Origin of the sequence: Micromonospora sp. C28ISP2-4, assembly GCF_030519385.1 — a bacterium.
Classification (GTDB): Bacteria; Actinomycetota; Actinomycetes; order Mycobacteriales; family Micromonosporaceae; genus Micromonospora; species Micromonospora tulbaghiae.
Genome location: NZ_JAUMKG010000002.1, coordinates 64,945 through 90,553 on the forward strand (window position 1 = coordinate 64,945; position 25,609 = coordinate 90,553).

25 protein-coding genes, 1 tRNA gene and 1 pseudogene are annotated in these 25,609 nt (G+C 74.0%); 9 read left to right on the top strand and 18 right to left on the bottom strand.

All coding sequences use genetic code 11. The annotated features are described in order from the left end of the window. Positions 1 to 97: 97 nt before the first annotated feature. The 3 genes from cobA to cobC are packed head-to-tail and all read right to left on the bottom strand — an operon-like array spanning position 98 to position 3,500. Positions 98 to 1,351: a uroporphyrinogen-III C-methyltransferase gene (gene cobA, locus Q3W68_RS09040; protein ID WP_302905039.1), complete on the bottom strand. Its 1,254-nt coding sequence runs from the start codon at positions 1,349 to 1,351 to the stop codon at positions 98 to 100. After that, positions 1,348 to 2,418: a nicotinate-nucleotide--dimethylbenzimidazole phosphoribosyltransferase gene (gene cobT, locus Q3W68_RS09045; protein WP_302905664.1), complete on the bottom strand. Its 1,071-nt coding sequence runs from the start codon at positions 2,416 to 2,418 to the stop codon at positions 1,348 to 1,350. The genes cobA and cobT overlap by 4 nt, the downstream gene beginning before the upstream one ends. Then, positions 2,418 to 3,500: an Rv2231c family pyridoxal phosphate-dependent protein CobC gene (cobC, locus tag Q3W68_RS09050; RefSeq protein ID WP_302905040.1), complete on the bottom strand. Its 1,083-nt coding sequence runs from the start codon at positions 3,498 to 3,500 to the stop codon at positions 2,418 to 2,420. The genes cobT and cobC overlap by 1 nt, the downstream gene beginning before the upstream one ends. A gap of 121 nt (positions 3,501 to 3,621) precedes the next feature. Here cobC and Q3W68_RS09055 point away from each other — a divergent pair, with 121 nt between their 5' ends. After that, on the top strand, positions 3,622 to 5,754 hold the full coding sequence (locus Q3W68_RS09055; protein ID WP_302905041.1) for a transglycosylase domain-containing protein: 2,133 nt from the start codon (positions 3,622 to 3,624) through the stop codon (positions 5,752 to 5,754). Between the two features lie 122 nt (positions 5,755 to 5,876). Here the strand turns inward: Q3W68_RS09055 and Q3W68_RS09060 are convergent, their stop codons facing one another. Continuing rightward, entirely contained in the window at positions 5,877 to 6,446 is a 570-nt protein-coding gene (locus Q3W68_RS09060; protein WP_302905042.1) for a GNAT family N-acetyltransferase, read from the bottom strand. Continuing rightward, on the bottom strand, positions 6,443 to 7,813 hold the full coding sequence (locus Q3W68_RS09065; protein WP_302905043.1) for a cobyrinate a,c-diamide synthase: 1,371 nt from the start codon (positions 7,811 to 7,813) through the stop codon (positions 6,443 to 6,445). Before Q3W68_RS09065 ends, Q3W68_RS09060 begins: the two co-directional genes overlap by 4 nt. 135 nt (positions 7,814 to 7,948) lie before the next feature. Here Q3W68_RS09065 and Q3W68_RS09070 point away from each other — a divergent pair, with 135 nt between their 5' ends. Further along, positions 7,949 to 8,767: an SURF1 family protein gene (locus Q3W68_RS09070; protein ID WP_302905044.1), complete on the top strand. Its 819-nt coding sequence runs from the start codon at positions 7,949 to 7,951 to the stop codon at positions 8,765 to 8,767. Positions 8,768 to 8,857: 90 nt separating this feature from the next. On the opposite strand, the gene Q3W68_RS09075 is transcribed toward Q3W68_RS09070, so the two are convergent. The 4 genes from Q3W68_RS09075 to Q3W68_RS09090 form a co-directional block, all read right to left on the bottom strand. Then, positions 8,858 to 10,441, bottom strand: a complete 1,584-nt coding sequence (locus Q3W68_RS09075; protein ID WP_302905045.1) for an ATP-dependent DNA ligase — start codon at positions 10,439 to 10,441, stop codon at positions 8,858 to 8,860. An 88-nt stretch (positions 10,442 to 10,529) separates the two neighbouring features. Further along, positions 10,530 to 10,736, bottom strand: a complete 207-nt coding sequence (locus Q3W68_RS09080; RefSeq protein WP_302905046.1) for a hypothetical protein — start codon at positions 10,734 to 10,736, stop codon at positions 10,530 to 10,532. A 78-nt stretch (positions 10,737 to 10,814) separates the two neighbouring features. Beyond that, positions 10,815 to 12,179, bottom strand: a complete 1,365-nt coding sequence (locus Q3W68_RS09085) for a dipeptidase (protein ID WP_302905047.1) — start codon at positions 12,177 to 12,179, stop codon at positions 10,815 to 10,817. A 21-nt stretch (positions 12,180 to 12,200) separates the two neighbouring features. After that, positions 12,201 to 12,854, bottom strand: a complete 654-nt coding sequence (locus Q3W68_RS09090) for a uridine kinase (RefSeq protein ID WP_302905048.1) — start codon at positions 12,852 to 12,854, stop codon at positions 12,201 to 12,203. A gap of 111 nt (positions 12,855 to 12,965) precedes the next feature. Between Q3W68_RS09090 and Q3W68_RS09095 the strand changes: the two genes are divergently transcribed. After that, the gene (locus Q3W68_RS09095; protein WP_281606520.1) at positions 12,966 to 13,367 is read left to right on the top strand and encodes a rhodanese-like domain-containing protein; all 402 of its coding nucleotides are present in this window, start codon (positions 12,966 to 12,968) and stop codon (positions 13,365 to 13,367) included. 73 nt (positions 13,368 to 13,440) lie between these two features. Here Q3W68_RS09095 and Q3W68_RS09100 read toward each other — a convergent pair whose 3' ends face one another. From Q3W68_RS09100 to ssb, 3 genes and pseudogenes are all read right to left on the bottom strand, one after another. Then, the gene (locus Q3W68_RS09100) at positions 13,441 to 14,982 is read right to left on the bottom strand and encodes a cobyric acid synthase (protein WP_302905049.1); all 1,542 of its coding nucleotides are present in this window, start codon (positions 14,980 to 14,982) and stop codon (positions 13,441 to 13,443) included. After that, positions 14,979 to 16,013, bottom strand: a complete 1,035-nt coding sequence (locus Q3W68_RS09105) for a cobalamin biosynthesis protein (RefSeq protein WP_302905665.1) — start codon at positions 16,011 to 16,013, stop codon at positions 14,979 to 14,981. Before Q3W68_RS09105 ends, Q3W68_RS09100 begins: the two co-directional genes overlap by 4 nt. A 578-nt stretch (positions 16,014 to 16,591) precedes the next feature. Beyond that, positions 16,592 to 17,032 (bottom strand): annotated as a pseudogene (ssb, locus tag Q3W68_RS28295) (single-stranded DNA-binding protein); the annotation flags it as partial. 285 nt (positions 17,033 to 17,317) lie between these two features. Here ssb and Q3W68_RS09115 point away from each other — a divergent pair. Beyond that, positions 17,318 to 17,728, top strand: coding sequence for an HPF/RaiA family ribosome-associated protein (locus Q3W68_RS09115; protein ID WP_302905051.1), 411 nt, complete (start codon positions 17,318 to 17,320; stop codon positions 17,726 to 17,728). Positions 17,729 to 17,895: 167 nt separating this feature from the next. Next, complete coding sequence (locus tag Q3W68_RS09120) at positions 17,896 to 18,912, top strand: alpha/beta hydrolase (RefSeq protein WP_302905052.1); 1,017 nt, start codon at positions 17,896 to 17,898, stop codon at positions 18,910 to 18,912. Between the two features lie 106 nt (positions 18,913 to 19,018). Here the strand turns inward: Q3W68_RS09120 and Q3W68_RS09125 are convergent, their stop codons facing one another. Beyond that, complete coding sequence (locus tag Q3W68_RS09125; RefSeq protein WP_302905053.1) at positions 19,019 to 19,753, bottom strand: hypothetical protein; 735 nt, start codon at positions 19,751 to 19,753, stop codon at positions 19,019 to 19,021. A 170-nt stretch (positions 19,754 to 19,923) separates the two neighbouring features. On the opposite strand from Q3W68_RS09125, the gene Q3W68_RS09130 reads away from it, so the two are divergent. Together Q3W68_RS09130 and Q3W68_RS09135 are read left to right on the top strand one after the other, a co-directional pair. Further along, positions 19,924 to 19,996: transfer RNA gene (locus tag Q3W68_RS09130), tRNA-Arg, on the top strand. A 642-nt stretch (positions 19,997 to 20,638) separates the two neighbouring features. Then, complete coding sequence (locus Q3W68_RS09135; protein WP_302905054.1) at positions 20,639 to 21,049, top strand: hypothetical protein; 411 nt, start codon at positions 20,639 to 20,641, stop codon at positions 21,047 to 21,049. A 126-nt stretch (positions 21,050 to 21,175) separates the two neighbouring features. On the opposite strand, the gene Q3W68_RS09140 is transcribed toward Q3W68_RS09135, so the two are convergent. Further along, a complete protein-coding gene (locus tag Q3W68_RS09140; protein ID WP_302905055.1) occupies positions 21,176 to 21,904 on the bottom strand; it encodes an SDR family oxidoreductase in 729 nt (242 codons plus the stop codon). Positions 21,905 to 21,979: 75 nt separating this feature from the next. Here Q3W68_RS09140 and Q3W68_RS09145 point away from each other — a divergent pair, with 75 nt between their 5' ends. Further along, a complete protein-coding gene (locus Q3W68_RS09145; protein ID WP_302905056.1) occupies positions 21,980 to 22,351 on the top strand; it encodes a MerR family transcriptional regulator in 372 nt (123 codons plus the stop codon). A 27-nt stretch (positions 22,352 to 22,378) separates the two neighbouring features. Here Q3W68_RS09145 and Q3W68_RS09150 read toward each other — a convergent pair whose 3' ends face one another. The 4 genes from Q3W68_RS09150 to Q3W68_RS09165 all read right to left on the bottom strand — a co-directional run bounded on the left by Q3W68_RS09150 (position 22,379) and on the right by Q3W68_RS09165 (position 24,639). After that, positions 22,379 to 23,230: an aminopeptidase gene (locus tag Q3W68_RS09150; protein WP_302905057.1), complete on the bottom strand. Its 852-nt coding sequence runs from the start codon at positions 23,228 to 23,230 to the stop codon at positions 22,379 to 22,381. 115 nt (positions 23,231 to 23,345) lie between these two features. Further along, entirely contained in the window at positions 23,346 to 23,756 is a 411-nt protein-coding gene (locus Q3W68_RS09155) for a pyridoxamine 5'-phosphate oxidase family protein (RefSeq protein ID WP_302905058.1), read from the bottom strand. A gap of 12 nt (positions 23,757 to 23,768) precedes the next feature. Further along, the gene (locus Q3W68_RS09160) at positions 23,769 to 24,149 is read right to left on the bottom strand and encodes a hypothetical protein (RefSeq protein ID WP_302905059.1); all 381 of its coding nucleotides are present in this window, start codon (positions 24,147 to 24,149) and stop codon (positions 23,769 to 23,771) included. A gap of 49 nt (positions 24,150 to 24,198) precedes the next feature. After that, on the bottom strand, positions 24,199 to 24,639 hold the full coding sequence (locus Q3W68_RS09165) for a hypothetical protein (RefSeq protein WP_013475439.1): 441 nt from the start codon (positions 24,637 to 24,639) through the stop codon (positions 24,199 to 24,201). 73 nt (positions 24,640 to 24,712) lie between these two features. Between Q3W68_RS09165 and Q3W68_RS09170 the strand changes: the two genes are divergently transcribed. Then, the gene (locus tag Q3W68_RS09170) at positions 24,713 to 25,513 is read left to right on the top strand and encodes a class I SAM-dependent methyltransferase (RefSeq protein ID WP_302905060.1); all 801 of its coding nucleotides are present in this window, start codon (positions 24,713 to 24,715) and stop codon (positions 25,511 to 25,513) included. Positions 25,514 to 25,609 lie beyond the last annotated feature (96 nt).

Consider the following 25,609-nt stretch of genomic DNA (forward strand, 5'->3'; position numbering starts at 1 on the left):
CGGGCGAAGGGGCTATAACGGGCATTTGTTGGGCACCAAGTGCAAGATCGGCGCGATCGGGCGGGGCGGCGTCGGGCGAGGGCGCGAGGGCGGCGGGTCAGGCGGGGGCGTCGGGACTCAGGGCGTGGACCACGTCGCCTACCACCACGATCGCGGGTGGGCGTAGGGCGGCGGTCTCCACGTCGGCGGCGACCGTGCCCAGTGTGGAGCGGAGCGTGCGCTGGGCAGCCGTCGTGCCCTCCTGGATCACCGCGGCGGGAGTGTCAGCCGGCTTGCCGTGCGCCATCAGGGTGGTGCTGATCGCGGCGAGGTTCTTCAGGCCCATCAGGATCACCAGCGTGCCGCGCAGTCCGGCCAGGGCGTCCCAGCGTACGAGCGACGCGGGCGCGTCGGGCGCGAGGTGCCCGGAGACCACAGTGAACTCGTGCGCCACACCCCGGTGGGTCACCGGCACCCCGGCCACCTCCGGCACCGCGATCGCGCTCGTCACGCCCGGCACCACAGTCACCGGCACGCCCGCCTCGGCACAGGCCAGCAGTTCCTCACCCCCGCGGCCGAAGACGTACGGGTCGCCGCCCTTGAGCCGTACCACCGTCTTGCCGGCCCGGGCGCGGTCCACCAGGATCCGGTTGATTTCCTCCTGGGCACGCGACGGCCCGTACGGGATCTTGGACGCGTCCACCAGCTCCACGTCCGGGCGCAGCTCGTCCAGGAGCAGGCCGGGCACGAGCCGGTCGGCGACGACCACCTCCGCCTCGGTGAGCAGCCGCCACCCCTTCACGGTGATCAGCTCCGGGTCGCCCGGCCCGGCGCCGACGAGCGCGACGCGCCCGCCGGTGTTAAGAGGGGGCCCTTCCTCTACCTGAGGCGTTAACAAGGGGCCCTTCCTTGCGCTCAGCAGGTCGCGGACGGCGTCGCGGACGGTCATGGCGCGGCGCGGGTCGCCGCCGCCGAGGACCGCCACGGTCACCGGGCCGTGCCGGGTCACCGCCGGGGTCCACGCGCTGGCGGCCGTCCGGTCGTCGGCGCGGACGCAGAAGATCCGCCGCTCGGCCGCGGCGGCACTCACGGCTGCGGCGGCGGCCCGGTCGTCCACAGCCACCTGCACGAGCCACGCGCCGTCCAGGTCGCCGGGAGCGAACCGACGTGGCTCCCAGTGCAGCCGCCCGGCGTCGACGTGCGCGCGCAGCGCCGGGGTCAGTTCGGGCGACACCAGCAGCACGTCCGCGCCCGCGTCGAGCAGCGCGGGCACCCGCCGGGTGGCGACCGCTCCCCCGCCGACGACGACCACGCGCCGCCCGCCCAGCCGCAACCCCAGCGGGTACGGGCTCGGCGGCGTCGGCCCGGTCACTTCTCCGCCACCCCGGCGGAGTCGAACGTGGCCACCTCGTGCAGTACCCGGACCGCGCCGGTGACCACGGGCAGGGCGAGCAGCGCCCCGGTGCCCTCGCCGAGCCGCAGTCCCAGGTCGATCAGCGGCTCCAGGCCGAGGTGCCGCAGCGCCGCCGTGGCGCCCGGCTCGGCGCTGCGGTGCCCGGCGACCATGGCGCCCACCGCGTCCGGCGCGAACGCGGCGGCGGCGACCGCGGCGCTGACCGCGATCACGCCGTCGAGCAGCACCGGCACCCGTCGCGCGGCGGCGCCGAGGATCAGGCCGGTCAGCGCGGCGTGCTCCAGCCCGCCGACGGTCGCCAGCACGCCCAGCGGGTCGGCCGGGTCGGGCTCGTGCCGGGCCAGCGCGGCTCGCACCACGGCCACCTTGCGGGCGTACGTCTCGTCGTCGACCCCGGTGCCCCGGCCGGTGGCCGCCTCCGCGTCGACGCCGGAGAACGCGGCGATGAGCGTGGCGGACGGGGTGGTGTTGCCGATGCCCATGTCGCCGGTGAGCAGGATGCCCGCCCCGGCGTCGATCAGCTCGCCGGCGACCCGGATGCCGGTCTCGACAGCCGCCCGGGCCTCGTCCCGGGTCAGCGCGGCGGTGACTGTCATGTCGCGGGTGCCGGGGCGTACGTTCGCGGACACCAGACGCGGCCCGGCCGGATCGGCGGACTCGGCGCCGGGGATCGGGGTGGCCACGCCGACGTCCACGACCGTGACCGAGGCGCCGGCCTGGCGGGCGAACGCGTTGACGACCGCGCCGCCGGCGAGGAAGTTGGCGATCATCTGGGCGGTGACCTCCTGCGGCCACGGGGTCACGCCCTGGGCGTGCACGCCGTGGTCACCGGCGAAGATCGCCACAGCGGCCGGCTCGGGCAGCGGCGGCGGGCAGGCGCCGGCCAGCCCGGCGAGGCGTACCGAGAGCGGTTCCAGAGCGCCGAGCGAGCCGGCGGGCTTGGTCAGCCGTCCCTGCAACTCGCGGGCCGCCGCCATGGCGGCCTCGTCCAGCGGCCGGATCGCCGCGACTGTGGACTCCAGCATCATGCCTCCAGGATCCGTGCCAGCGTCTCGATGAACGCGTCGGTGGTGCGCCGGTCGCGTACGGCGATCCGGAGCCAGTCCGGGCCGAGCCCGGGGAACGTGTCGCCCCGGCGTACCGCCCAGCCGTGCGCGCGCAGCCGCTCGCGTACGTCGGCGGCGCCGGCCACGTGGATCAGGACGAAGGCGGCGGCCGGGCGCCCCGCCACGCGTACCCCCGGCAGGCCGGACAGGCGGGCCACCAGGTGGCCGCGGTCGGCGGCGAGTTCGGCGGCGATGGCGCGTTCGGCAGCGACGGCGTCCGGCGTGGCGCAGGCGGTGGCGGCGGCGAGCGCCGGGGTGGAGACCGCCCAGAGCGGCTGCGCGGCGGCGAACCGGGCCAGCAGCGCGGCGTCGCCGAGCAGGTAGCCGATCCGCAGCCCGGCGAGGCCCCAGGTCTTGGTGAGGCTGCGCACCACCACGAGGCCGGGCAGATCGCGGCGGGCGGCGAGCGACTCGGGCTCGCCGTCGACGCCGGGGGCGGCTGTGGTGTCGGCGAACGCCTCGTCGACCACGAGCACCCGGCCGGGACGGGCCAGCGCGGCGATCGTGCCCGCCGGGTGCAGCACCGAGGTCGGGTTCGTGGGGTTGCCGATCATGACCAGGTCGGCGTCGTCCGGGACGCGGGCCGGGTCGAGGCGGAAACCGTCGGCCGGGTCGAGCAGCACCCGGTCCACCCGGTGCCCGGCGGCGAGCAGCGCGGCCTCCGGCTCGGTGAACTGCGGGTGCACCACAACGGGGCGGCGGACGCCGGACAGCGCGCGGGCGATCAGGACGAAACCCTCGGCGGCCCCGGCGGTGAGGAGTACCTCCTCCGGGGGTCGCCCGTGCCGGTGAGCGACTGCGGCGCGGGCCGGCGCCGGGTCCGGGTACGCGGCCAAGTCGCCCAGCGCGGCGGTGACCGGGTCGGCCAGCCAGTCCGGCATCGGGGCGCGGCGCACGTTCACCGCCAGGTCCACCAGGCCGGGAGTGGCCTCGGCGTCCCCGTGGTGGCCCAGGTCGGGCTCGTCGAGCGCGGCGGCGCTACCGGTCGGTGCTGCGGGCATGTCCGCGATCCTGCCGGGTAGCCGCCGCGCGGGACAGCGCATCCCGGCGTGGGTCGCGTCACGGTCCGCCAGTTTATGAGTTCTTCTCATTTCCGAATCGGAAATGTCATAGCTTGACCCCGTGAGCAGTCGTCCCCTTGCTTCCGCTGGCCGTCTCGTTCCCCTTCTCCGCGCCGGGCTGATCGCCGGCATCGTGGTCGCCGCCGCCCTGTACCCGCTTGTCGCCGTCACCGGCATCGGGGCCAAGGCCACGGCACACGCGATCGAACAGAAGACGAACATCCTCAAGACCGCGCTGCCGGCCGAGACCTCGTACGTCTACGCGCCGGACGGCAAGACCGTGCTGACCATGTTCTACGAGGAGTACCGGCAGTACACCAAGATCGAGAACATGTCGCCGAACATCCAGCAGGCGATCGTCGCCGCCGAGGACAACCGCTTCTACCAGCACCACGGCGTCGACCCGAAGGGCGTGGCGCGCGCCTTCGTCTCCAACGCCCGGTCCGGCGGTGTCTCCCAGGGCGCCTCGACGATCACCATGCAGTACGTGCGGATGGCGCTGCGGGACAGCGCGACCACGCCCAAGGAGGTCCAGGAGGCGACCCAGCAGACCAGCCTGCGCAAGGTCAAGGAGATGCGCATGGCACTGGACATCGAGAAGCACGTGAGCAAGGAGCAGATCCTGGAGCGCTACCTCAACTCGGCCTACTTCGGTCACCGTGCGTACGGGATCTACGCCGCCTCGCAGATCTTCTTCTCCAAGACGCCGGCCACGCTCACCCCGGTCGAGGCGGCCACGCTGGCCGGTCTGGTGAAGTCGCCGTCGGAGTACGACCCGATCACCTCGGACCAGAAGGACGCCACCGGCCGCCGCAACTACGTGCTGGACAACATGGCCCGCCTCGGCTACCTGTCGCCCGATGCCGCCGCCGCGGCGAAGGGACAGCCGATCAAGCTGAAGCTGACCGACCCGCCGAACGACTGCGCCGCGATCGACGGCGGGCACCGCAGCTGGGGCTTCTACTGCGACTACCTGAAGAACTGGTGGAGCTCCCAGCCCGCGTTCGGCGAGAACCGGCTGGAACGGATGGACAAGCTGCGCCGCGGCGGCTACCGGATCGTGCTCGCGCTCGACCCGAAGACCCAGGCGGCGGCGGAGAAGAACGTCGGGGCCAAGGACAACACCGGCAGCCCGTTCGCCAACGGGATCGTGGTCGCCGAGCCCGGCACCGGGCGGATCAAGGCGATGGCGGTGAACCGGAACTACTCGCTCGACCTGGCCGAGAACCCGAACAGCTCGAACCCGGAGGCCGGCCCCAAGGTCAAGGCGAACTACCCGAACACGGTGGCGCCGCTGCTCGGCGGCGGGACGCTACCGGGCTACCAGGCCGGTTCGACGTTCAAGATGTTCCCGATGCTCGCGGCGCTCAACGCCGGGATGCCGCTGTCCACCGCGTACGACTCGCCGCACACGTACAGGTCGGCCGTCTACGACGGGTGGGCACCATCGAACGCCAGCGGCGCGATGACCGGCCGGCAGACCATGTGGTCCGGCTTCGGCAAGTCGGTGAACACCTACTTCGTCCAGCTGGAGGAGAAGATCGGCGCGGACGCCGGGGTGCGCCTGGCCGAGCAGCTGGGGCTGCGCTGGCGTACCGACGTGGACCGGGAGCAGGCGTCGCCGGGGAAGGCGAAGAAGTGGGGCGCGTTCACGCTCGGCGTCTCCGACGCCACCCCGCTGGAAATGGCGAACGCGTACGCCGCCATCGCCGCTGACGGACGCTACTGCGAGGCCATCCCGGTCAACGCGATCATGAACCGGGACGGCACGCCCGCCACGTACACCACGCCGGGCGGGGTGCAGCGGGAGGTGGCAAAGCCCCGATGCCGGCAGGTGGTGAACGCCGACGCGGCCCGGGCCGCCACCGACGCGGCGCGCTGCCCGACCGGCGACACCCCGGCCCGGGGGAGCTGCGGCGGCTGGTCGACCGCCGACAGCGTGCGGGGTACGGTCGGCCGCCCGGTCGCCGGCAAGACGGGTACGACCGACAGCACCCGGTCGGCGTGGTTCGTCGGCTACACGCCGGAGCTGGCGGCGGCGAGCTTCATCGCCGACCCGGACAATCCGTTCAACGCGGTGGGCGACGGGCAGTCGCAGATCCCGGTGAACGCGGTGGCGCAGACCCTGCGGGACTCACTCAAGGGCCAGCCCACCCGCCAGTTCACCCCACCCTCGGACCAGATAGTCGGCTGACCCTCTGATCCGCCCGGGGGTGCGCCCGGGTAGTTGATCAAGGAGTTTGCGTCCCCGGATCGCCTGATCCACCGACGCGAACTCCTTGATCGACGTTGGGAGGCGGGTGGGTGCAGGGACGGTCAGCGGAGGTCGGCGGCCACGAAGGACCACAGCTCCAGGTCGACCCGGGCGCCCCTGACGAAACCGGCGTTGCGCAGCAGTCCCTCGTAGCTGAACCCGGCCTTCTCGGCGACCCGCCGCGACGCCACGTTGCCGGCCGCCACCCGCAGCTCCACCCGCTGGAACCCGTGCTCCAGGATCAGCGCGATGGCCACCGCGTCCACCGCCTCGACCGCGAGGCCGAAGCCCCGGGCGTGCGGCGCGATCGCGTACGACAGCTCGGTGAGCCGGGCACCCCAGTCGGTGCGGCGGGCCCACAGCGAGCCGACCACCCGCTGGTCCTCCCGGCGGACCACCGCCCAGTGGTCACCGTCGCCGCTGTCGCGCCGCTGCCGGGCCAGCTCGGTGCACCACGCCCGCCCGTCGATCTGCCCGGACGGCTCGGCCAGCGGCAGCCAGCGCTGCGTCTGCCGGTCGGCGAACACCTCGTCCACCGCCTCCGCGTCCGCAGCGACGAGGTGCCGGACCTCGATGCGCGGGGTGGAGACGGTGAGCGCCGGGAACCGGCGTACCGCCACCTGCCCGATCACGCCGACGCCCCCACCGGCGCCAGCGCGGCGGCGACCAGCCGGGCCGCGACGTCCGGGTGCGCGGCCCAGTGCGGCACGAGCTGCGAGGCGTGTACCGCCTGCCGGACGAAGCCCTCCGGGTTGCCACCCTCCCAGCGCCAGGCCGGCCGGTCACCGGCACGCGGAGTGAGCACGGCGGCGTGCTGCTTGTGCCCGGTCACCGTGGCGCCGGCCGCTGCCACCAAGCTGTCGGTGACCGCCGTGGCAGTGCGGTAGCCGACCACCAGGCCGTCCCTGACCGTGCCGACCGCGTCGAGCACCCCGCACATGGGCAGGCCGTCCAGCTCCCGGGCCAGCCAGAGCAGGCCGGCCCCCTCGGCGACCACCGGGCGGCCGGAGCGGGCCAGCTCGGCCACCGCGATGCAGAGGCGGCGGTTGGCGGAGAGCTGCTCCGCGTACGTCTCGGGCAACCCGCCCCCGACGACAAGCGCGCGGGCCCCGGCGGGCAGCGCCTCGTCGCGCAGCGGATCGAGCGTGACCACCTCGGCGCCTGCCGCGCGCAGCAGCTCGGCGGTCTCGGGGTGGCTGTAGGCGCCGGCCGGTCCGCCGGCGAGCGCCACCACCGGCCGCTCCCCCGACGGCTGCGGGGCGTCGGCCGGCTCCGGCGACCACGGCTCGACGGTGAGCGCGGGGGCGGAGCGGGCAAGCGCCAGCAGCCGGTCGAGGTCGACGGTGGCGGCCACCGCCTCACCGAGCCGGCGTACGCCACGTTCGGCGTCCGCGTCGGCACGCACCACGGGCCCGGTGCCGAACCGGCGGGCGGGCAGCACCGGGGGAAGCTCGTGCCGGCGCAGCGCCCCGTAGACCGGCACGCCCACGTCGTCGAGTGCCTCGCGCAGCAGCGTCTCGTGCCGGGGCGAGGCCACCCGGTTGAGGATCACGCCGCCCAGCCACAGCTCGTCGTCGTACGCCCGGAAGCCGTGCACCAGCGCGGCCACCGACTGGCCCATCGCGGCCACGTCCACCACGAGCACCACCGGGCTGCGCAGCGCCGTCGCGACTGCTGCCGTGGACTCGCTCTCCGGTCGCCCGGCGACCGAGTCGTAGAGGCCCATCGTGCCCTGCACCAGCGCGAAGCCGGCGCCGGCCGCGCCGTGCGCGAAGAGGGGGGCGATCCGCTCCGGGCCGACCAGTCTCGGGTCCAGTGTGCGCCCGGCGCGCCCGGCGGCGAGCCCCAGATACGCCGCGTCCACCTGGTCCGGCCCGACCTTGAACCCGGCGACCGGGATCCCCCGGTCGGTGAGCGCCGCGAGCAGGCCGAGGGAGACGGCGCCGGTGCCGTGCCCCGAGGAGGGCGCACTCAGCACGACGCGCGGCACGTCGGTCATCATCGACTCCTGATGTGGGTGGTTTCCGCCCGCGTGACCATACCCGTCCGGCCCGGCGCGCGAGGGGCCACGCACTCCGCCGTTTCTCCCTGGCAGCGGCGAGTGGCATCGCTCATACGGGTAGCCTTGGCCAACGTGTACCGGTTCCTGCTGACCCCGCGCTGGCTCGGCTACCTCGCGCTCACGCTCGCCGCCGCCACGGTGATGGTGTTCCTGGGCAACTGGCAGCTGGACCGCTACCGGGGCCGGACGGCCGTCAACGAGCGGATCGACGCCGGCGCCACCATGACGCCCGCGCCGCTGCGCGACGCGCTGCCGGCGCCGAGCGGCGGCGACGTCGGTCCCGCGCCGTCCGAGGAGCTCACCTGGAGCCGGGTCACCGCGACCGGCCGGTACGACGGCGCGAACACCGTCCTGGTCCGCGGCCGTACGCTCGACCGCAAGGTCGGTTTCGAGGTGCTCACCCCGCTGGTGCTGGCCGACGGCACAGCGGTGCTCGTCGACCGGGGCTGGATCCCGCCCGTGCCCGGCGCCGGCGCGACAGTCCAGCCGCAGGTGCCGGCGGCGCCGACCGGCGAGGTGACTGTCACCGGCCGGGTGGTCGGCAGCGAGAGCGGTGGCGGCGCGGTCAGCCGGCGCGACGGCAAGCTGGAGGCCCGGCGCATCGACATCCCCCGCCTGGCCGCGCAGCTCCCCTACCCGGTGACCGGCGGCTACGTGCTGCTCGACGGGCAGACGCCGGCGGCCGACCCGGCCTTCCAGGCGGTCCAGATCGGGCACACGAACAACTGGCAGAACTTCGGCTACGTCTGGCAGTGGTGGATCTTCGCGGTGATGAGCCTCTTCGGCTACGGCTGGGTGGCGCGCCGGGAGGCCCGCCGCCGGGCCGGGCTGGACGCCCCGGGTGAGCCGGTGGACCGCGCCGCCGAGCCGGCCACGCCCACCTCCGCCTGAGCCCGCGGATCCCGGTGACCGACCAGTTCCAGGTGCGGCAGCTCGACAACCAGGTCGACTACGCCCGGCCGTTGTCGGCCGGCTGACCCGTCAGCCGGTGACCCGGCCGGCGTGGATGGCGCGGACCGCGTCGATGGTGTCCGCCTCGGCGGCGGTCTTGTCGTCGCGGTAGCGCAGCACGCGCGCGAAGCGCAACGCCATGCCGCCCGGGTACCGGCTGCTGGTCTGCACCCCGTCGAACGCGATTTCGACCACCTGCTCCGGCCGTACCCGCACCACCCAGTCGCCCTTCTCCACGGCGAGTGACAGGAACCGCTCGGTCTGCCAGCGCAGCAGCTCGTCGGTGAGCCCCTTGAAGGTCTTGCCGAGCATGACGAACTCGCCGGTGCGCGGATCGCGGGCGCCCAGGTGCAGGTTGGACAGCCAGCCCTCCCGCCGGCCGCTGCCCCATTCGACCGCGAGGACGACGAGGTCGAGCGTGTGCCGCGGCTTGACCTTGACCCAGGCCGAGCCGCGCCGGCCGGCATCGTAGGGCGCGGCCGGATCCTTGACCACCACGCCTTCCTGGCCGGCGTCGACAGCCGCGGCGAACGCCGTGGCCGCCTGGTCCACGTCGTCCACCTCGACCCGGTCGACGAGCAGCGAGGCGTCGACCGCGCCGGCCAGGGCCGCCCACCGCTCCCGCCCGGGCGCGTCGATCAGGTCGGTGCCGTCGAGGTGCAGCAGGTCGAAGAAGTACGGCGTGAGCACCGGCTCGCCGGTGCGCTCGGCGGCGGCCAGCACGGCGGGCGCGACCTGTGTCGGCCCGGTGGTGCTGGGCGTGGTGCGCCGGGCCGCGCGGCTGGACGTCTCCTGGAACGGCAGCGGACGGCCGGCGGCGTCCAGCCCGATCGCCTCACCGTCGAGCACCAGCTCGCGGGCGGGCAGCGCGCGGACGGCGGCCACCACCTGGGGCAGCCGGCCGGTGATCTCGTCGAGGCTCCGGGTGAAGACGGCGATGTCCGGGCCGGAGCGGTGCACCTGGATGCGGATGCCGTCGAGCTTGACGTCGACCACCGCCGGCACGCCGGTGGCGGTCAGCGCCTCGTCGACCGAGGGCGCGCTCTGCGCCAGCATCGGCGCGAGCGGCCGGCCCACCTGAAGCCCGAAACCGGCCAGCGCGGCGGCACCCCCGGTGAGCGCCGCGACCGCCACCGCCCGCAGGTCACCGGCGAGCAGCAGGGCCCGCCGGACGGCCGTGACCGGGACGTCGGCGGCGCGCGCGACCGCGTCCGCCAGCAGCCCGGCCTGCGCGCCCTGGCGCAGCTCACCCCGGAACAGGCCGGTCAGCAGGCGCTGCTCGTCGGCGGTGGCGGCGGCGAAGAGACGGCCGACCAGTTCCCGTCGACGGGCCTGCGAACCGGCCCCGGCGACGCGGGAGATCTCCTCGATCGCCGCGTCGACGGCGGCAACGGTGAGCGTCGGCTCGGCGGCCGGCGGCGGCAGGTCACGCAGGCCCGCCCAGCCGACACCGGTCTGACGCTGGCGCAGCTCACCGGCGAGGTAGCCGGCACCGGCCGGGATCTCGCCCGGATCCAGCCCGCGGAGCGCGGCGGCCAGCAGCTCCACCTTGGCCCGCCGGCCGCTGGTGGCTCCGACCGCGGCCGAGGTGGCCGCCAGCTCCGCGAAACGCACGCCCACATCCTGCCAGCCGCCTGCGACATCGGGGTGGATCCGGCGGCCCGGCACACCACACGGGTGCGCCGGGGCGCCGGGCCGCCGGTCAGGCCGAGACGGGTTCCTCGATGCGCAGGCCGCGCCCGCGCACGCTCTCGGCGACCCGGGTGAGCAGCGCGTCGAGCGTGACCAGGGCGGCGGAGAGCTCGCCGATCTGTTCGTTGAGCGTGTCCTCGGACCACGCGGAGACGTCGACGTCCCCCAGAGCACGGACGGCGGCCTGAAGCCGCTCCATCTCGTCGTTCGTACGCATGTTCGAAAGGCTATAACACCCCGCCCGCCGACACACCACAAACTCCGACATCGGCCCCGAAGTTACGGTTTCGACACCTCAGGCGCGGTTTCCGGCCTCCGCCACCCGGGCCAGCAGCAGCGCCTCGGCCAGGCACACCCGCGCGAACTCGCCCAGGTGCAGGCTCTCGTTCGGCCCGTGCGCCCGCGCGTGCGGGTCCTCCACGCCGGTCACCAGGATCGCGGCCTGCGGGAACATCTCCTGGAACGTGGCGATGAACGGGATCGACCCGCCGACCCCGATGTCGACCGGGTCGGTGCCGTCCCAGGCCGTCCGGAACGCCGACCGGGCCGCGTCGAACATCGGCCCGGAGGCGTCGATGACGCAGGGCGCGCCGTCGTGCTCGAACGTCACCGACACCTGCGCGCCCCACGGCGCGTGCCGCTCCAGGTGCGCGGTCAGGGCCGCGTACGCCTTCTTCGGGTCGTCGCCCGGCGCCAGCCGTACGCTCAGCTTCGCCTTCGCGGACGGCACCAGCGCGTTCGGGGCCTCGCCGGTCGCCGGCGCGTCCACGCCGAGGATCGCCAGCGCCGGCTTGGTCCAGAGCCGGTCGGTGATCCGGCCGGTGCCGAACAGCTTCGCGCCGTCGACCAGGCCGGCCTCGGCGCGGAACCGGTCCTCCGGGTAGTCGACGCTGGCGCCCTCGCGGGCGGCCAGCCCGTCCACCGCCACGTCACCGGCCTCGTCGTGCAGCGTGCCGAGCAGCTTCACCAGCGCGGTGAGCGCGTCCGGCACGGCGCCGCCGAACATGCCGCTGTGCACCGCGTGGTCGAGCGTGCGCACCTCCACGAAGCAGTTGACGATGCCGCGCAGCGAGGTGGTCAGCGCCGGCACGCCGACGTCCCAGTTGGTGGAGTCGGCGATCACGATGACGTCCGAGGTCAGATCCTCGCGGTGCTCGGCGAGCAGACGCTCCAGCGAGTCCGAGCCGTACTCCTCCTCGCCCTCGATGAACAGCACCACGCCGACCGGGAGCCGGTCGCCGAACGCGCGCAGCGCGGCGACGTGCGCCATGATGCCGGCCTTGTCGTCGGCGGCGCCGCGCCCGTACAGGCGGCCGTCGCGCTCCACCGGCTCGAACGGGTCCGACTCCCACAGCGACAGGTCACCGACCGGCTGCACGTCGTGGTGCGCGTACATGAGCACTGTGGGGGCGCCGGGCGGGGCCGCCTTCGTGCCGATCACGGCCGGCTGGCCGCCGGACCGGACGATCCGCGTGTCGAGGCCGCAGCCGCGCAGCAGCTCCGCCACCGCCTCGGCGGAACGCTCCACGTGCGAGTGGTCGAAACCCTCGAAGGCGATGCCCGGGATGCGGACGAGTCGCTCGAGGTCGGCACGGACGCCGGGGAGTTCCCGCTCGACGGCGGCCCGCACCTCGGACTCGGAGAGGATCGGAGTGGTCATGACCGGAATCGTATGCTGGCCTTACCCCTCCACGTCGCCCGAGCCCGATCGCCGCCCCACTCGCACGTAGTAGCGGTCGCCGTCGTGTGGCAGGTCCGGGGCGCCGTCCACGACCAGGTCCACCGCAGTCGCCGTACCGTCGGCGGTGAAGTGCGCCCGCTCCCCCGCGTGCCAGCGGCGCAGCTCCGGCAGGATCTGCTCGCCGTCGCGGGCCAGCGCGCGGCGCAACCGCAGCTCGGCCGGCGCGGTGACGAGCACCGACAGCGTCAGCTCGGGGCGTACCGCGGCGCGGGCGGCGCTCACCCCCTCGACGATCAGCACCGATCCGGCCGGCACCGGCACCACCCGGTCCAGGAAGCGGCGGCGCACCCAGCTGTAGCGGCGGTAACCGCCCGCCCGCCCGGCCCGCAGCGGGCCGAGCACCTGCTCCTCCAGCCGGGTCCAGAAGGTGAGCTGGTCGTCCCAGCCGTCGAGCAGGTCGTCGGTGCGCACGAGCGGCGGGCGGACGCCGCCCGCCCGTGCCGCGAGGGCGTCCGCGAGGCGCGTCGCGAACCGGCTCTTGCCCGCGCCGCTGGGCCCGTCGACAGCGACCAGGCGGGTACGCCCCAACCGCGGCGGACCGGCCAGCACCCGACGGGCCAACCCGGCGTACGCCTCGATCACTGCGACGTTCACCCGACCGACGCTAACGTTCCCCCGTCCGCTGGAAACTGCGACCCGGGCGGACCGTTTCGCCGAGCGGGGGCCCGGCGCGCTGGGCATCATCGGGGGGTGCTCCATGACGTGATGTGTCCGGGCGTCGACGCCCTCCTGGAACAGGCCCGCGCCGGTCTCCGCCGGCTCACTCCGCACGAGACCGTCGAGGCGGTCCGTGGCGGTGCGCTGCTTATCGACACGCGTACCGAGGCGCAGCGCCGCGAGGAGGGTGAGCTGCCCGGCGCGATCGTCATCGACCGCACGGTGCTGGAGTGGCGGCTCGACCCGGCCAGCGCGTGGCGCATACCGGAGGCCACCGGGTACGACCGCGAGATCATCGTGGTGTGCCGGGAGGGATACAGCTCCAGCCTGGCCGCCGCCAGCCTTCAGACGCTGGGGCTGCGGCAGGCCACCGACATGATCGGCGGCGTGCAGGGCTGGCGGGAGGCCGGGCTGCCGATGTCCGACCGCCCGGCCGACGTGCGCTACTGAACCCTCGCGGTCGGCGCTGAGGCTCGCGGTCCGAGCAGGTCGCACGGCCGGCGAGTGCCGGCGGAGCGGCCTTCTACGCCGGTGGCGCGCCGGGTGGCACGAACGGCAGTCCCGGCGGCGGGCCGGACTCGATCAGCCGCCAGAGCGCGTCCGTGTCCAGGTGCTCCTCCACCAGGTCGCCGAGCAGGTCCAGCGTCCGCTCCCGGGCGGCCGCGAAGGACGTGTCCGGCGCGACCTTGAAGCCGGTCCGCCCGGCCGCCTCCGCGACCTCGGTCAGGAACCGGCGGCGGAACGCGTCGGAGGAGAAGGCACCGTGCCAGTGCGTGCCGTACACGGTGCCGAGACGCGCGCCCTCGCCGGTGCCGTCGGCGTAACGCAGCAGCGGCGCGAGGCCCGGGTCGGCGGCCGACACCTGGCCGTGGTGGATCTCGTACCCGTGCACAGGCACGTCGCCGGCGGCGGTGCCCTCGGCCCGGCGGACGGTCTTGCGCGGCTCGAAGGTGATCTCGACGGGCAGCAGCCCGAGGCCGGGTACCGTGCCCCGGCCGCTCTCCACCGCATCGTGGATGGACCGGCCCAGCATCTGGAAGCCGCCGCAGATGCCGAGCAGTGGCCGTCCGGCGGCGGCGTGCGCCCGGACCGCGTCGGCCAGCCCGGTCTCCCGCAGCCAGGCCAGGTCGGCGACCGTCGATTTGGTGCCGGGCAGCACCACCAGGTCGGCGGCGGCCAGTTCGGCCGGCTCGACGGTGAGGCGTACCCGCACACCCGGCTCGGTGGCGAGGGCCTCCACGTCGGTGGCGTTGCTGATCCGAGGCAGCCGCACCACTGCGACGTCGAGCCAGTCGGTGCCCCGGGGCGCGGCCGGGCGGCCGAGCACCCGCCCGTACGCGAGCGAGTCCTCCGCGTCCAGCCACAGGTCCAGCGCCCACGGCACCACCCCGTACGTGGGGCGGCCGGTGACCCGGCGCAGCATGTCCAGCCCCGGCTGGAGGAGGCCGCGGTCGCCCCGGAACTTGTTCACCACGAACCCGGCCACCAGCGCCTGGTCGGCCGCGTCGAGCAGGGCGACGGTGCCGAACATCGAGGCGAACACGCCGCCCCTGTCGATGTCGCCGACCACGATCGTGGGCAGCCCGGCGTGCCGCGCCAGCCCCATGTTGACGTAGTCGCCGTCGCGCAGGTTGATCTCGGCGGGGCTGCCCGCGCCCTCGCAGATCACCACGTCGTACTCGGATCGCAGCTCGGCCAGCGCCGCGTACGCCGTGGTGGCGAGCCGGGACCGCACCTCGTGGTAGTTGCCGGCGGTGACCGTGTCGACCGCCTCACCGAGCAGCACCACCTGGCTGGCGTGGTCGCTGCCCGGCTTGAGCAGCACCGGGTTGAAGCGCAGGTCGGCGTCCAGCCCGCAGGCGGCGGCCTGCATCGCCTGCGCGCGGCCCAGTTCGCCGCCGCGACCGTCCGGGCCGACCACCACGGCGGAGTTGTTCGACATGTTCTGCGCCTTGAACGGGGCGACCCGGACGCCCCGGCGGCGCAGCCAGCGGCAGATGCCGGCGGTGAGCACGCTCTTGCCGGCGTCGGAGGTGGTGCCGGCGACGAGCAGCCCGCCGCTCACCGCCCGCTCCCCCGGCGCCCGCTGCCCGCCTCGGCCGTGCTGCCGAGGTCGCGAGCCCTGCGGCCGAGGAGGCCCAACGCCGCCCGCCCGGCGGCCCCGGCCACGCGACCGACCGTCACCGGGTAGAGCGCGGCAAGGCCGAGCGCTGCCACACCGACCGCGCCGGAGATCCGGGCGGCCCGCTTCAGGTGCCGCGCCTCGGGGCGGGGTCCGTCGCCGAGGAACGGCCGGGTCTCGGCGCGGCCGAAGTAGACGTTGCGCCCGCCGAGCCGGACGCCGAGCGCGCCCGCCATCGCCGCCTCGCACTGACCGGCGTTCGGGCTCGGATGGTCGGCCCGGTCCCGCCGCCACACGTGCCAGGCGGCGGCGCGGTCCCCGTGTGCCACCGGCGCGACGGCCACCGTGAGCAGCCCGGTGAGCCGGGACGGCACCAGGTTCAGCGCGTCGTCCAGCCGGGCGGCCGGGGTGCCGAAGCGGGCGTACCGGGGTGAGCGGTGGCCGACCATCGCGTCGAGCGTGTTCGCCGCCCGGTATCCGAGCAGGCCGGGCAGGCCCGCGACCGCGCCCCAGACCAGCGGGGCGACCACGGCGTCCGAGGTGTTCTCGGCGACCGATTCGACTGTGGCGCGGGCGAGTTCGGGCTCGTCGAGCGCGGACGGATCGCGCCCGCAGAGGTTGCCCAGGCGGGCCCGGGCGGCGGGCAGGTCGGCCCGGCCCAGCGCCCGTGCCATCACCCGGGACTCGTGCCGCAGCGTGCGCCCGCCCAGCACGGTCCAGGTGCCGGCGGCCACCAGCGCGGCCCGGGCCACCGGATGACGGCGGGTCGCCAGCGCGGCGGCGGCGCCGAGCAGGACCGGCGTACCGACCGCCAGCGCCGTGAACGCGGTGCCGGCCGCCCGGTCGGGACGGTAGATCCGCCGTTCCAGCGCGCCGGCCGCCGTGCCGAAGCCGGCCACCGGATGCCACCGGCGGGGGTCGCCGAGCAGGGCGTCGAGCGCGTAGCCCGCCACCAACCCGGTCGCGTTCGCCATGGCGGTCGCCTGCCGCACCCGTCACCACCTCCGGCCGGCCAGCCTAGTCGTACCGCGGGGTGGTGACGCCGATGTCACCACCCCGCGCCCCCGTGGACGGAGTCGGACGGTCAGGCGGGCACCGGGGTACGCCGCCGGCTGCGGCGCCCGGAGGTGGTCCCGGCCGCGCCGCCCGGAATCGCGCCGCCCGGCTCGCCCCCGCCCGGCTCGTCCCCACCCGGTCCGCCGACGCCCGGGGCCGTGACCTCACCCAGCTCGTCGTCCCCGAGCGGGACCGGCTCGTCGCCCTCCTCGGGGGACAGCTCGTCGTCCTCGGCCGGCAGGCCCGGGCCGGCGTCGGACGGACCGCCCGCCCGCATGCCCGACGGGCCGCCTCGGCCACCCGGCAGACCGCCGGACGGGCCGCCGAACCGGGCGTCCCCGCCGGGAACGGGCTCACCGGGCCGGTCGTCGAACGGGTCGGGCTCGCCCACCCGCTCGACGGTGCCGGCCAGCCCGACCCGGCCGCCCCCGTACTCCGGCGGCGGGAAGTCGTCGTCGAAGGGCCGGTCGTCGAACGTCGCCGGCGCCTGGGCGTCGGGAACCGGCTCGGTCGCCTCGCCGTGCACCCGCTGCTCGGCCTCCGCGTCCTCGACCGTGCTGGTGGCCGCGCGGGGCTGGTTGCGCAGGAAACGGGCCCGGCCCCGGGACAGGTCGTGCCCGACGGCGACCGCCTCCAGCTCGTAGAGCGTGCGGTGGGTGCCCGCCTCGTCGGTCCAGTCCCGCGTGTAGAGGCGGCCGGCGACGATCACCGGATCGCCGACCGCCACCGAGGCGGCCACCCCCTCGGCGAGGCGGCGCCAGCAGTTCACGCGTACTCGAAGGCTGTTGCCGTCGACCCAGCGGCCGCTGTCGCGGTCGAGCCTGCGGGCGGTCGAGGCGACCTTGAAGTTGGCCACCAGCGTTCCGCTCTGCGTGGTACGGCGCCACTCCGGCGCGGTCAGCACGTTGCCGACGATCGTCACGTACGTATCGAACATCGCCCCTCCCAGGGATCGACTTGTCCCGGTGAGCGTCGGCCGACCGCGCCGCCCGGGCCACCCGCCGGTCCGAACCTGTGGATGACGGGCCGTCCTGTGGACAACCACCTGATCAAGGTCCCGATCTGCTAGGCCGACCGGCCCTACGGGCCTGACCTGGGGCGACGCATGATCGAAAGGAGCCGGCAGGCAGGCGTTCCGGAATCACGCCGGTTGGGTAAGTGATTGATCAACCGAGAGAAAGGGAGCTCCCATGCTTCTCCGAGACGTCCGCGAGGCAGCGCGATGAGCGCCGTTGCGAACCCCGCGACCGTGGCCGAGTGCCTGCGGGTCGGTGCCGGGTTCTCCCAGGGCGACCGCAACTGGATCGCCGAGCAGTTCGCGACCCTGGACGCCCGGCTCGCCGGCTTCCACGCCGACGCCACCGAGCTGGAGGTGTCCGTCAAGGACCGCGAGGCGCGGGGCCAGAAGGTGACCCTGGAGTGCTGGATCGCCGGCCGCCAGAAGATCGTCACCACCTCGACCGAGGAGGATCTGCACGCCGCGCTCAACGACGTCCGGGACGACCTGCGCCGCAAGCTCAACGACGCGAAGACCCGGCAGGAGCCGCGCAACAACAAGCACCTGCGCGCCGTCGACCAGCCCGAGGGCATCCCGGCACAGGCCGCCGAGCGCGAGGACGCCGAGACCGCCTGAATTCCGGCACGGCCCGCCCGCACGGTGTCGGCGGGCGGGCCGTCCCTGCGCTGAGGCGTTGCCCGTCGTTGTCAACAAGGGCCCCTTCCTCTACCGGAGGCGTTAACAAGGGCCCCCTCCTTACACACCCCTACCGCCGGGTAGCGCGGCGGCGTACCGTCGCGGTCGTGGAACCGGACGTGCTGGGCGCCCCCTACGAGCGGCGCACGATCGAGCTGGGCACCGACGACGAGGGGCCGGTGGTGGCGACCCTGGTGCGTCGGCGGGCCGACCGCCCGACCGGCCGCGCCGTGCTCTACGTGCACGGCTTCGTCGACTACTTCTTCCAGACCCACGTGGCCGACTTCTTCGCCGAGCGCGGCTGGGACTTCTACGCGCTCGACCTGCGCAAGTACGGCCGCAGCCTGCTCCCGCACCAGACCCCGAACTTCTGCCGCGACCTGAGCGACTACTTCCCCGAACTGGACGCCGCCGCGGAGATCATCCGCACCGAGGAGGGCCACGACACCCTCCTCGCCATGGGCCACTCGACCGGCGGCCTGATCATCTCCCTCTGGGCGAACGACCGCCGCGACGCCGGCCTGGTCGACGGCATCGTGCTCAACAGCCCCTTCTTCGACATCAACGCGCCCTGGATGGTCCGCCGGCCCCTCGCGGCCGCCGTCTCCCGCCTGGGCCGCAGGGCGCCGCGCCGTGTACTGCCGTTCGGCCTGGGCACGGTGTACGGCGAGAGCCTGCACGCCGACCACCGGGGCGAGTGGCGGTACGACCTGGCCTGGAAGCCGCTCGCCGGGTTCCCCGTGCGGGCCGGCTGGATCAACGCGATCCGCGCCGGTCAGCGGCGACTGCGGGCCGGGCTGGACATCCCGGTGCCGGTGCTGCTCGCCTGCTCCACGCGCAGCTTCCGGGGCACCAAGTGGCACGACAGCGCCACCGGCGCCGACGCCGTGCTCGACGTCGAGCACATGGTGCGCTGGGCGCCCCGCCTCGGCCGGCACGTCACGCTCGCCCGCTTCGACGGCGGGCTGCACGACCTCACGCTGTCCAGTCCCGGCGTACGCGAGAAGGTCTTCGCGGAGGTCGGCCGGTGGGCGGAGGGGTTCCTCCGCGCCGGGCCGACCGAGCCGGAGCCGACGACGCCGCCGTCACCGCGCCGGTCGGCCGACGCGACCGCCGAGGGCTGATTCGATCGGGCTCCCCGGTCGCCTCCCGGTCGGCGGCCTGGCCGCTCAGGGTTGGCGGACTCCGGCCGACGGCCTGATCTCCGAAGACCGGCGCCGGGTGGCCTGCTCAGTCGGCGACGACCGCCGCGAGCGCGGCACGGATCCGGTCGAACGTGGCGATCGGGTGACCGCCCGCGCGCGACGGCAGCACCACGCCCAGGCAGCGCAGCGCCGGTCCGCCGTCCGGCCCGGCCTCGACCGCGAACACCGGCGCGCCCACGTAGCCCGCGGGCAGCTCGGTGGTGACCCGCACCTCGTCGCCGTCCCGGGCGACCCGCTCGACCACCGCCTCCAACGGCCGCGACCCGCCGTCGCCGACACCGAGGGCCAGCACGAACGCCGAGGCGGGCGCCGCGCCGATCCGGGCGACCGAGTCGGCCGGCGCGGCCACCGCCTCGGTGACATGCTGGGTACGCCAGCGCCAGCCCCGGTCGTCGGCCCAGCCGTGCAGGCCGCCGGTCGGCATCGCGGCGACCCCCAGTTCCGGCAGGTGCAGCCAGTGGTCCGCGAACCCGGGCAGGTCGATCGGCTCGTCCGCCCCCTCCGCCGGGTCGGTGACGCTCGGCCGCAGCCCGATCTCGCCGTACGCCCGGTCGGTCAGCGCGTCGGCGGTGAGCAGCCACTCGTGCGCGATCTCGCCGTCGTCGGTGGCGCCGACCAGCTCGCTGTAGAAGAAGGCGGTGCCGAGGACGCCGGGCGGTGTGCCCGGTCCGTCCGAGCCGGTGAGGGGCAGGATGGCCCGCCCGAGGAGCTGACACAGCTCGAAGACGATCTCGTTCTCGGTTTCCTGGTCGAGCAGCATCCGACGAGGGTACGGATCGCGTCCCGCCCGGCCCGCGCCGGACCCGCCGCAACTGTGGTGCCGGTCCGGGTCCCGGCGTGGGACGCTGAGGGGCGGAACGGACGCGCCGACCCGTACCCCCGGGCACGCGGGGAGCGGCGGTACCCTCTTGGCGCGACGATCGTCGGCGCGCGCCCGTAGCTCAGCGGATAGAGCAGGGGACTTCTAATCCCAAGGCCGCAGGTTCGAATCCTGCCGGGCGCACCCATCCCGACCCGGTTTCAACGGCTTGTCGTTGCCGGCCCGCTCGGTCTCCGGCAGGTCGGAACAGCGCGAGCGTCTGCGCCGGCACCGTCCCTCGGGACCGCTCCGTCTTGGGTGCCAGGAGCTCCAGCCCGCCACGTACGCGCTGAACGGTTTGCCGAACGGTCAGGTGCCGGCGTCGAAGTCGATGTCCGACCAGGCCAGCCCGAGCAGCTCCCCGCGACGAAGCCCGACCGTCAGAGCACAGACGAGCGTTTCAAGGCGATGACCCCGTAGCACGTGGACGACGTCGCCATCGTGGAGACCTTCGTCGGCGAGACCACCCACCGCGACGACGAAGCCGCCGCATACGCCGGGGCCATCGACGCCTCTGGAATGAAGCCGTGACCGGAGAAGAAGCTCGGAGGCCGATCGTGCGCGCAGCCGACGACCTCCGGAAGCTAGACAACCGGGCGCGGCCGCGTTTGTCATCCGACAATTGGGGTGCGACATCCGTCCGCCGCCTGATGTGCGACATCTGCAGCGACCCAGGGGTGGCGGTCAGTCGTCGATTAACGTCCGATAACGGTCGCTGACAGGGTGTGGGCCACGCCGTCCGGCGTTCGGTTGACAGCATCGCGGTTCCCCACCACGATGCGGAACATGACGTCGGACGACGCTACCCCTCGCTCCTACCCCGTGGAGCTGACCACGAGGCAGTGGCAAATCATCGATGGGACGGTGGACAGCGAGGTAAGCGTCGAGGCGGAGAACGGAGACCCGAGGGGCGTTGTCGAACTCGGTCAGCAGATCCGGATTGCCGGCTGGGATCAGGTGGCACATTGGACGCCAGGCGTCCCGGGTTCAGGGAACTGGCCGCCGGACGGACAGGTCGTCTCCGTCACGCTGTTGCGCGACCAGTGGGCTCTGGTTTGTTCCTCCCTGACCCGATGGGCAAAGGTGTCCGAACGGCTGGGGGACGTCGAGAGCGCTTCGGCGTCGCGAGTGATTCGCGACCTCGTCGTCGCTCAGGTGCGAGAACACGACCCCATGTGGGGAACGGACCTGGCGTGACCTCATCCGCGGGTCAACGCCCTCACATGCCGAGGCCAGCGCGGCGAGTGCGCAGGTCACCTGGCGCGCGTGTCGCGCATCGGTAGACGGAGGACATGACGCAATCACGAACACTGCCGAATTCGCTCAGGCCGCCGCCAGCGCTGCCAGTGCGCGGTCCATCGCGGCGTTGAACTCCTCCGGCGTCAACGTCAGCCGGGACTTGACGTCGCGGCTCCACTGGTCGGCGAGGACTTCGGCGGCGCCGGCCTCGACGCCGTCGAGCGCCGCGTCGGCCAGGTCGGACGGCGCGAGCTTGTCCACGGGCCAGCCCGCTGACATGTCGGTGTCGGCCAGACCGAGGTGGACCGCCGTCACGAGCGTGCCCTGGTCGGCGAGTTCCAGGCGTACGCCGTTCGTCATCGCCCACGCGGCGGCCTTGGTCAAGTGGTACGCGCCGGCACCCCGGGTTCCGAACCACGACATGGCGGAGAGCACGTTCACGATCGCGCCCCCGCCGTTGCGGGCGAGCGCCGGAGCGAACGCCCGGATCATCTCCAGGTGTCCGAGTACGTTCGTCTCCACCTCGTGCCGCACCGCGTCCAGCGAACCGGCCACCAGGTCGGTTCCGGTCTGGATCCCGGCGTTGTTGACGAGCAGCGTGACGTCCGGGGCGGCAGCGGCGACGGCACGCACCGATGCGGGACTGGTGATGTCGAGAGCCAGCACCTCGACCCCGGGCAGGTCGACGGTTTCCGGCCGACGGGCGGTCGCGTAGACCTTGCGGGCGCCGCGTTCGCGCAGCCGCTGGGCGAAGGCGCGGCCCAGGCCGCGGTTGGCTCCGGTGACGAGGGCGATCGAGTCGTTGATGTCCATGCCCGGTACGCTAAAACCTGACGTTGACGTCAGAGGCAAGTGTTGATCGCCGAGACCGGGGTGAGAGGGGTCACCATGACCACGACCGCAGCCGAGCGGCTGATCCGCATCGGTGAGGTGGCGCGCGACGCCGGTGTCTCGGTGCGCGCCGTGCGCTACTACGAGGAACAGGGTCTTCTCTTCCCCCGGCGCAGCGCGTCCGGCCAGCGCCTCTACCGGCCGGACACGGTCACGCTGGTGCGCTTCATCCAGCAGATGTACGCGGCGGGCCTGACCAGCAGCCGGATCGCCGAACTCCTGCCGTGCTGGGACTCCGGGCACACCGACCCCACGCAGCGGGCCATGCTGCGCGCCGAGCGCGAGCGCATCCAGGCCAAGGTCGACGACCTGCGGGCCGCGCTTGACCGTCTCGACGAGGTCATCGCGATCACCGACACGCACCCGTAGGCGCGGCCCGCCGGACGCGGCGGGTTCTCAGCGGCCCTCGGCCTCGCGGTGGGCGCGCAGTGCCCCGATGACCGCCAGCCCCGCGCCACCGAGGGCGGCAGCCCTCTCCACGGCCGAGGACACCTCCAGGGCACTTCCCGGCGAAGCACCGACGCTCACCATGAATCCCGGTTGCAGGAAGGCGTCCCTGGCGGGCTCGACAAACGTCCACCAGCTCGCCCACGTGGAGGCGAGATCCGCGCAGGCCCGCACGGCGACCAGCGACAGCAGGACCATGCCCGCCGGGAGAAGCGCGCGCCGGTCGCCCCGCCGTCCGGACCACGCGAGCACGCCGGCGGTGACGAGCACGGCGAGCAACCCCGGCCACACCGCCGCGAACAGGTCGGGCAGCGGCGGTTCGCCGGGCGTCAGCGCCACGCTCGACACGCACCAGACGAGCGCTGCCACCGCCAGGACCGTCGTCACCACACCCCGAAGCCCGCCGCGTGCCGGCAACGCCGACACGGCAACGCCGAGCAGGAGTACGCCGAGAGCCAGGCCCCCGGCGATGAGCCGCTGCCGGTCCATGCCGTCCTGCCAGCGCTCCAGCAGGTACGCCCGCGCCGCCGCCTGGCCGCGTCTCAACTCGACCGCGTCCGCCGCCTGCTCCCGGTACCAGAGCAGGTTCGCCACCGTCACCAGGGCGAACAGCCCGGCACCGGCGGCGACGCCCCACCGCACCCGGGGAGCCCCTGAGGCGGTGAGCGCGTGGCCGCACAGCGCCGCGAGCGTGACCACCGCCCACAGAAGCGACGCGTCCCGCATGGCGAGCAGCGCCGCTCCGACCGACAGCAGGCCGGCCACGACCGCGGCGACTCCCAGGCCCGACGACAGACGCATGGCGGAGAGAGTGGCACAGGAATCCGGGCCGCGATGCCCCGTGCCGGTGGGCCGGGATCCGGCTGTGTGGACCGTCGCCTCGGCCCAGCGGTCCTTTCGGGACCCGCCCTGGGGGTCAGCGTGCCGTTCCGGCGAGCAGCCATCGCCGGACGGGCACCTCCAGCAGCACCCGTTCACTGTCCGGTGTGACCAGCTGCCGGATGTCCCATCCGCCGTACTTCTCCGCGAACGCCGCCACGATCGCGGGCGGGAAGTCGGCGCGGTGCACGCGAGCGTCGCCCTCCGCGACGACCGGGTGGACGCCGTCCTCCAGGGCGAGCGAGACGCGGGGGTCGGCCGCCACGTTGCGGGCCTTGACGCTGCGCCCGTCGCAGCCGATCCACCAGACGTCATCGGCGTGGACGAACCACACCGGCGTGACGTGCGGGGAGCCGTCCCGGCGCAGCGTGCAGAGCCAGACGTTGCGCTCGCGGGCGAGCCGGTCCTCGACGGCCGGCGGAAGTGGTGTGGCGGGAGATGAGGCCATGCGACAAGTGGATCAGGTGTCACGCGGCGACTGAAGAGGTTCGCCTCCGGACGGGCGGGATCGCTCCTGGCGAGCCGCGTGCCACACCCGCATCCCCATGATGATGAGCAGCGTCAACGTGAGCACGCCGACTGACTGCGCGGTCCGGTCGACGCGCTCGCTGATACACCTCCGGAATGCCAGGTCCAGGTAGATGTCCCTCTCCTGAGAGTAGGGCTGGTTGCGCCAGTGCCCGAGATCCATGGCGACCGCGTTGCCGCAGCTGGTGCCCGCCGTGTGGTCACCGAAGCCGATCCGGATCGGCATGAACAGCAACAACGCGATCACGACCGCGCCGAGCAGCACCACGAGGAAGGGGCCGGGCCGCAGGACCGGCGGGGACTCCGCAGTCATCCCGCGGAGTATGCCCGCCCGGCGCCCGCCCTACCGCCCCGCTACCGGCTCACTCGCAGATCCGCCACTCGCCGTCTTCCTTGACCATCGGGAACGACTGGGTCACGTTCGTGCCGACCGACGGCGTGAAGCGGATGGTCGTCGACCCGCTCACCCGCCCGTTGTTGTTCGACACGTTCAGCCCGGTGATCTCGTAGCCGGTGAACTCCGGCTGGGAGGACTGCTGCCGGGTGAAGTCCGCCTCGCTGACCCGGTCGCGCACCGAGGAGCAGAACTGCCGGTACGCGGCGGGATAGTCGCGGTCGACAATCGCCTCGGCGTAGGTCTCCGCTGTGGACCGGGCCGGGCCGGTGGCTTCCTGCACGGCCCGGAAGAGGAAGAAGCCGGCGAGCACACCGCCGGAGCAACAGATCGCCAGCACCACGCCGAGCACGATGAACAAGGTTCGCTTGGACTTCTTCGGCGGCACCATGGCCGGCTGGTATGCCATACCCCGCAGGGTAGGAAACACCGGCAACCGTAAACCGGATGCTGCGGCTCCGCTTCTCGGCGACCATCGATCGATGCCCGCACACCGCCCGGCCGAACCGGACATCAGCCGCTACTACACGGAGGTCTACGCCGAGGCCGACCGGCTGGACGGGTCACCGCAGGGTCGGCTGGAGGCACGGCGTACCCGCGATCTGCTCGCCCGGCTGCTGCCCGCCGCACCGGCGGACGTGCTGGACGTCGGCGGCGGTCCCGGGGCCTACGCGGGTCCGCTCGCCGCAGCCGGTTACCGGGTGCACCTGGTCGACCTGGTGCCCGCGCACGTGGCGGCGGCGCGGTCCGCGTACCCGCTGGTGACCGCGTCGGTGGGTGACGCCCGCGCGTTGCCGTCGCCCGACGCGGCGGCGGACGCGACGCTGCTGCTCGGCCCGCTCTACCACCTGCCGCGGCAGGCCGATCGGGTGGCAGCGCTGCGCGAGGCGGCACGGGTGACCCGGCCCGGCGGGACGGTCGTGGCGGCGGCGATCAGCCGCCACGCCGCGTTGATCGACCTGAGCGCGCAGGGCCGCGTGGACGAGCACAACCGGCAGTTGCTGCGCGCCGGGTACGAGACCGGCGTGAACGACCCGCGGACCGGCTTCACCATCGCGTTCTTCCACCGCCCGGAGGAACTGGCCGCCGACTTCGTCGCGGCCGGACTGCCCGTCCCCGAGGTGTACGGGGTGGAGGGTCCGCTGTGGCCGCTGCTGAACGCGCTCGGCACCGGGCCGCAGGAGCGGTTGTTCGCCGACGCGGTGGCCTGCGCCGAGACGTTCGAGCGGGACGCCGCGATCCTCGGTGCCAGCGCCCACCTGCTCGCCGCCGCGCGCTGCTGACGCCGGGCCGGACCGCCGTCCGCTTTACGCCGGAGCGAAACTCGTCAAGCACCAAGGGTGACCAGTTGCGACAAACCATGTTATTCTCCAGCGTCA

Bases quoted from the DNA above. Each gene is read 5' to 3' on its own strand.
- Q3W68_RS09065 (WP_302905043.1), bottom strand. From the start codon at position 7,813: ATGACCGACGTGCCGCGCGTCGTGCTGAGTGCGCCCTCCTCGGGGCAC.
- Q3W68_RS09160 (WP_302905059.1), bottom strand. From the start codon at position 24,149: ATGACTGCGGAGTCCCCGCCGGTCCTGCGGCCCGGCCCCTTCCTCGTG.
- Q3W68_RS09140 (WP_302905055.1), bottom strand. From the start codon at position 21,904: ATGGACATCAACGACTCGATCGCCCTCGTCACCGGAGCCAACCGCGGC.
- Q3W68_RS09165 (WP_013475439.1), bottom strand. From the start codon at position 24,639: ATGGCATACCAGCCGGCCATGGTGCCGCCGAAGAAGTCCAAGCGAACC.
- Q3W68_RS09155 (WP_302905058.1), bottom strand. From the start codon at position 23,756: ATGGCCTCATCTCCCGCCACACCACTTCCGCCGGCCGTCGAGGACCGG.
- Q3W68_RS09080 (WP_302905046.1), bottom strand. From the start codon at position 10,736: ATGCGTACGAACGACGAGATGGAGCGGCTTCAGGCCGCCGTCCGTGCT.
- Q3W68_RS09150 (WP_302905057.1), bottom strand. From the start codon at position 23,230: ATGCGTCTGTCGTCGGGCCTGGGAGTCGCCGCGGTCGTGGCCGGCCTG.
- cobT (WP_302905664.1), bottom strand. From the start codon at position 2,418: ATGCTGGAGTCCACAGTCGCGGCGATCCGGCCGCTGGACGAGGCCGCC.
- Q3W68_RS09105 (WP_302905665.1), bottom strand. From the start codon at position 16,013: ATGGCGAACGCGACCGGGTTGGTGGCGGGCTACGCGCTCGACGCCCTG.
- Q3W68_RS09135 (WP_302905054.1), top strand. From the start codon at position 20,639: ATGACGTCGGACGACGCTACCCCTCGCTCCTACCCCGTGGAGCTGACC.
- Q3W68_RS09115 (WP_302905051.1), top strand. From the start codon at position 17,318: ATGAGCGCCGTTGCGAACCCCGCGACCGTGGCCGAGTGCCTGCGGGTC.
- Q3W68_RS09125 (WP_302905053.1), bottom strand. From the start codon at position 19,753: ATGCTGCTCGACCAGGAAACCGAGAACGAGATCGTCTTCGAGCTGTGT.
- Q3W68_RS09095 (WP_281606520.1), top strand. From the start codon at position 12,966: ATGTGTCCGGGCGTCGACGCCCTCCTGGAACAGGCCCGCGCCGGTCTC.
- cobC (WP_302905040.1), bottom strand. From the start codon at position 3,500: ATGCCCGCAGCACCGACCGGTAGCGCCGCCGCGCTCGACGAGCCCGAC.
- Q3W68_RS09170 (WP_302905060.1), top strand. From the start codon at position 24,713: ATGCCCGCACACCGCCCGGCCGAACCGGACATCAGCCGCTACTACACG.
- Q3W68_RS09145 (WP_302905056.1), top strand. From the start codon at position 21,980: ATGACCACGACCGCAGCCGAGCGGCTGATCCGCATCGGTGAGGTGGCG.
- Q3W68_RS09085 (WP_302905047.1), bottom strand. From the start codon at position 12,179: ATGACCACTCCGATCCTCTCCGAGTCCGAGGTGCGGGCCGCCGTCGAG.